The organism is Rhodococcus aerolatus (assembly GCF_054783215.1).
Genome location: NZ_BAAGQZ010000024.1, coordinates 1 through 5,154, shown reverse-complemented (window position 1 = coordinate 5,154; position 5,154 = coordinate 1). Strand labels below are relative to the sequence as shown.

The window sequence follows — 5,154 nt, the reverse complement described above, 5'->3', positions numbered from 1 at the left end:
GCGGGCGCAGCGGCCCGAGAGCGCCAGGTGGGTGGGGTCGAGCGCGAACCCGTGCCGGGCCGCCAGGTCGGCGGCCAGCGCGTCGCGGCGGGCGGTCAGCTCGGCCACGGCCCCCGCGGAGGTGTCCACCTGCCCGAGCCGCTCGCGCGCCTGCTCCGCCCAGGCCAGCACGCCGTCGGCGTCGGCCGCGTACTTGCGGGTCAGGGCCTTGAGCGTGGCCTGCCGGGTCAGCACGCCCTCCAGCGCGGCGGGGTCGGTGGGCAGCTCGGCGAGGTACCCGCTGAGCTCGGTGCCGACGTCGGCCAGCGCGGCCGCCGCCCCGTCGAGCTGCTCGGCGAGCACGCGGAGCGCCTCGTCGTCGGAGGTCTGCACCTGGGCGCGGGCCGCGGCGACGAGGGCCAGCGCCCCGCCGGACTCGTCGGCCTCCGCCCCGAGCAGCGCGTCGCGGGCCTGCTCGGCGGTCTCGCGCAGGGCGTCGGCGTCGCCCAGCCGGCGCACGGCCGCGGCCAGCTCGGCGTCCTCCCCGGGCGCGGGGGCGACCTCGTCGATCTCGGCGAGCGCGGCGGTGAGCTGGTCGGCCTCGCGCGCCAGCTCCCGCGCCCGGGTGGTCCGCTCGGTCAGCTCGGTCACGGCCGCCTGCCACTGGGTGCGCAGCGCGCGGTAGCGGGCGAGCAGCGGTCCGACGGTGGCCTCGGCCGAGCGGTCGAGGGCGGCGCGCTGCTCGGCGGGGCGCTGCAGCCGGAGCTGGTCGTTCTGGCCGTGGACCGCCAGCAGCGGCTCGGTGAACTCGGCCAGCACCCCGGCCGGGACGCTGCGGCCCCCGAGGTGGGCCCGGGAGCGGCCGTCGGCCCCCACGGTGCGGGTGGCGATGAAGGACCCGTCCTCGTCGGGCTCGCCCCCGGCCTGCTCGGCGACGGCGCCCGCCGCGGCCCCGCCGGACCCGGAGAGGACGAAGCGGCCCTCGACGACGGCGCGCCGCGCGTCGGTGCGCACCCGGGACGGGTCGGCCCGCGCCCCGGAGAGCAGGTGCAGCCCCGTGAGGACCATGGTCTTGCCCGCCCCGGTCTCCCCGGTGAGCACGGTCAGGCCCGGGTGCAGCTCCAGACCCGCGGAGGCGATCACCCCGAGGCCGGACAGCGACATCTCGGCGAGCACGGCCCCGACCCTAGTGGTGGGTGGTCCGGGGTCGGGTCAGCGCGGGCCCCGGCCGCGCCAGCTCTGCACCGGCAGGGAGAACTTGCTCACCAGCCGGTCGGTGAAGGGCGCGGAGTCGAGCCGGACGACCCGGACGGGCACGTCACCGCGGGTGACCTCGACCCGGGACCCGGGGGGCACGGCCAGGGTGCGCCTGCCGTCGCAGCACAGCTCGCCGGCCGACCCGTGCTCGTCGACCTCGATGGCCACCACCGAGTCCGGGCTGGTCACCAGCGGGCGGGCGAACAGGGCGTGGGCGTTGCTGGGCACCACCAGCAGCGCCTCCAGGTCGGGCCAGACCACGGGGCCGCCGGCGGAGAACGCGTACGCGGTGGACCCGGTCGGGGTGGAGACGAGCATCCCGTCGCAGCCGTAGCCGGAGACGGGGCGGTCGTCGACCTCGAGCACCACCTCGAGGATGCCGCTGCGGCCCTCCTTCTCCAGGCTGGCCTCGTTGAGCGCCCACGTGGAGCCCAGGGTGCGGCCGTCCACCCGCACCTGGGCCTGCAGCGTCATCCGCTCCTCGACCCGGTAGCGGCCGGTGATGATCTTCTCGACGGCGTCCTCGAGGTGCTCGGGGTCGGCCTCGGCGAGGAAGCCGACGCGGCCGAGGTTGATGCCCAGCACGGGCACCCCGGCGGGGCGGGCCAGCTCGGCGGCGCGCAGGAAGGTGCCGTCCCCGCCGAGCACCAGCACCACCTCGGTGCCCGCGGCGGCGTCGGCGTCGACGGGCACGCACACGGGGCCGAGGTCGCCGGGCAGGGCGAGCTCCTCGGTCTCCTCGGTGAGCACCCGCAGGCCGAACCCGGCCTCGGTCAGCTGGGCGGCCACGCGCTTGGCGGGCTCGACGTTCTCGCGGCGACCGGTGTGGACGACGAGCAGGACCTGCCGACCCTGCGGGCCGCTCACCCCGCCGACGACCCGGTCGGCGATGGTGGCGGCGTCGTCCGTGGTGCTCACTGCGGACCTTCCTCGACGGCGGTGGCGACGAGGGCGGCGAGGCCGTCGTCGGTCTGGGGCGGGGGCTGGGGGGCGGTCAGGTCGGGCGCGTGGAGCCAGGCGAAGTACTCGACGTTGCCCGACGGGCCCGGCAGCGGGCTCGCCGTCACCCCGCGGGTGGTCAGGCCGATCTCGCGGGCGCGGCGCAGCACGCCGAGCACCGCGTCCGCCCGCAGCGCCGGGTCGCGCACCACCCCGCCGCTGCCCACGTGGTCGCGGCCGACCTCGAACTGCGGCTTGACCATGGGCACGAGGTCCGCCCCCGGGGCCGTGCAGGCGGCGAGGGCGGGCAGCACCAGGCGCAGCGAGATGAAGGACAGGTCGGCCACCACGACGTCGACCGGCCCGCCGAGCTGCTCGGGGGTCAGCGCGCGGGCGTTGGTGCGGTCGACGACGTGGACCCGCTCGTCGGTGCGCAGCCGCCACACCAGCTGGCCGTAGCCGACGTCGACGGCCACCACCTCGGCGGCGCCGCGGTCGAGCAGGACGTCGGTGAACCCGCCGGTGGAGGCGCCCGCGTCGAGGCAGCGCCGCCCGCCCACCTGCAGGCGGGCGGGCTCGAACGCGGCCAGGGCCCCGAGGAGCTTGTGGGCGCCGCGGGAGGCCCACTCGCGCTCGTCGGTGACCTCGAGGACCCGCAGCGGGGTGTCCGCGGTGACGCCGGTGGCGGGCTTGGTGGCAGGGGTGCCGGCGACGAGCACGCGGCGCGCCTCGACGAGGGCGACGGCCTGCTCCCGGGACCGGGCCAGGCCGCGGCGGACGAGCTCGGCGTCGACCCGGGCGTGGCGGGCCACGTCAGGCCGTGTCGATGGTCGTCAGCGCGGCGGCCAGGGTGCGGTGCAGCTCGGTCAGCGTGCGCACCTGCTCGTCGAGGTCGTCCGCCGGGGCCGCGTCGAGCCGGTCGAGCTCGGCGCGCACGTGGTCGGCGAGCGCCACGGGGTCCGCCGCGCCCGACGGGCGGGGCGGTCCGGGGACGGGGGAGGCCACGCGGGCAACGCTAGCCGATCCGGTGCGCGGCCCACCGGGAGAGGACCGCCTCCGCGGCCGCACCCTCGGCACGCAGCTCGCCGAGGTCGTCGCAGCCCCAGGCGACGGGGCACGCGGCGCGGGCGGCGTCGAGGACGTCCTCAGTCCCCGGGTCGTCGGGACCGCCGGAGAGCACCAGGTCGCGGCCGTCGAGGCGGGCGTCCCACCCGTCGCGGGGCCCGGGGGCGAGCTCGTCGGCCGGGCGGTCGAGGCTGCGCAGGTCGGCCCCGACGTGGTCGGGACGCAGCGGCGCCGGCGCGCGCAGCAGGTCCTCGACCGTGCTGACGCCGGTGAGGACGAGCAGGGTGGGCACGCCCAGGGCGCGGCCGCCGGCGATGTCGGTGTCGAGGCGGTCGCCCACGACCAGCGGCCGCTCGCTGCCCGCGCGGGTGACGGCGTCGTGCAGCAACGGGGTCGCCGGCTTGCCCGCCACCTGCGGCTCGACGCCGGTGGCCGCGCGCAGCGCGGCGACCATTGCGCCGTTGCCCGGCAGCAGGCCGCGCTCGGTGGGCAGGGTGGTGTCGGTGTTCGCGGCCACCCAGGTGGCGCCGGCGCGGACGGCCACGCAGGCCTCGGCCAGCAGCCGCCACCCGGTGTCCGGGGAGTGGCCCTGCACGACGCCGGCCGTGTCCGGTCCCGCGGTGTCGACGGGGCGCAGCCCGCGCGCCGCAACCTCGTCGGCCAGGGCGGCGGTGCCCACCACGACGACCTCGGCGCCGTCGGGCAGCTGCTCGCCCAGCAGCCGGGCCGCGGACTGCGAGCTGGTGACGACGTCGTCGTCGGCCGCGCCGAACCCGAGGTCGCGCAGCTGGGCAGCGACGTCGGACGGCGACCGGCTGGCGTTGTTGGTGACGTACAGCAGGCGCTGCGGGCTGTCCCGCAGGGCCTCCAGCGCGCCGGGGACGATCTCGGCCCCGCGGTACACGGTGCCGTCGAGGTCGAGCAGCAGCGCGTCGTGCGCGTCGCGCAGCGCGCTCACCGGGCGCCGTCCGTGGCGTCGATGACGTCGTCGGGGACCTCCGGCACGGGCTCGCCGAGCTCGGTCAGCCGCTCCTCCGCGTCCGTGTCGCCCTCGAGGTCGGCCTCTGCGGCGTGGAGGAACCAGGTGATGGCCTCCTTGCGGCGGTCGGCCGCGAGCAGGAGGTCGGCGTAGGCGTAGAACAGCCGCGCCGCGGCGGGACCGGTGCGGGTGGCGTCGAGCTCGGGGGTCTGCAGCGTGACCACGGCCGCGTCGACCTGACCCATGTCGCGGCGGGCGCCGGCCAGGACGATGCGCAGCTCGTCGGCCTGGTCCCCGGTCAACGAGCGACCTTCCGCCGAGCGGGCCAGCTCGATGGCCCGCTCGGGGCGGCCCAGGGCGCGCTCGCAGTCGGCCAGCACCGCCACCAGGCCCGGGCCGCCGGCCATCCGGCGGGCGGCGCGCAGCTCGGCGATGGCCTCGGCCCATTCCCCCGCGTGGTACGCGGCGATGCCGGAGGCCTCCCGGACGACGGCGACGCGGCCGGCCCGTCCGCGGGCCGCCCGGGCGTGGGCGAGGGCGAGGGCGGGGTCGTCGTCGAGCAGCTGGCCGGCCATGACGAGGTGGCGGGCGACGGCCTCGGCGTTGGTCTTGTCCAGGCTGAGCAGGTCGCGCCGCACGTCCTTGTCGAGCTGGCTGGCGGTGACCTCGTCGGGCAGCTCCGGCTCGTCCTTGCGCGGCGGGCGGCGGTCGTCGTCCCGGGCGGGCACCCGGCCGCCGCGGTCCGTGCGGTCACGGGCGCCGGGACGGCCGGACCGTCCCGAACTCGGGCGCTGCGGGCGGCCCGACTCCGCGGGTCGTCGCGCCGGTGGGCGTCGGTCCTCGGCCATCATCGTCTCCCTGCTACGTCCCTGAAACGCCGGAAAGGGGACCCCTGGTGGTGGGGTCCCCTTTCCGGGAATGGTTGTTCGGCGGTG

General features: G+C 78.0%; 6 protein-coding genes. All 6 read right to left on the bottom strand.

Annotated elements, in window-relative coordinates:
• Positions 1-1,155 (bottom strand): DNA repair protein RecN (locus tag ACYVOF_RS09580; RefSeq protein ID WP_460865936.1); only part of this gene is annotated, 1,155 nt, incomplete at its 3' end.
• A 36-nt stretch (positions 1,156-1,191) separates the two neighbouring features.
• Positions 1,192-2,127 carry an NAD kinase gene (locus tag ACYVOF_RS09575; RefSeq protein ID WP_460866045.1) on the bottom strand — a complete coding sequence of 312 codons (936 nt, stop codon included), beginning with the start codon at positions 2,125-2,127 and terminating at the stop codon, positions 1,192-1,194.
• 23 nt (positions 2,128-2,150) lie between these two features.
• On the bottom strand, positions 2,151-2,987 hold the full coding sequence (locus tag ACYVOF_RS09570) for a TlyA family RNA methyltransferase (protein WP_460865935.1): 837 nt from the start codon (positions 2,985-2,987) through the stop codon (positions 2,151-2,153).
• Position 2,988: 1 nt separating this feature from the next.
• Complete coding sequence (locus ACYVOF_RS09565; RefSeq protein WP_460865933.1) at positions 2,989-3,180, bottom strand: hypothetical protein; 192 nt, start codon at positions 3,178-3,180, stop codon at positions 2,989-2,991.
• Positions 3,181-3,190: 10 nt separating this feature from the next.
• Complete coding sequence (locus ACYVOF_RS09560; RefSeq protein WP_460865931.1) at positions 3,191-4,198, bottom strand: HAD-IIA family hydrolase; 1,008 nt, start codon at positions 4,196-4,198, stop codon at positions 3,191-3,193.
• Positions 4,195-5,067 carry a tetratricopeptide repeat protein gene (locus ACYVOF_RS09555; RefSeq protein WP_460866044.1) on the bottom strand — a complete coding sequence of 291 codons (873 nt, stop codon included), beginning with the start codon at positions 5,065-5,067 and terminating at the stop codon, positions 4,195-4,197. Before ACYVOF_RS09555 ends, ACYVOF_RS09560 begins: the two co-directional genes overlap by 4 nt.
• Positions 5,068-5,154 lie beyond the last annotated feature (87 nt).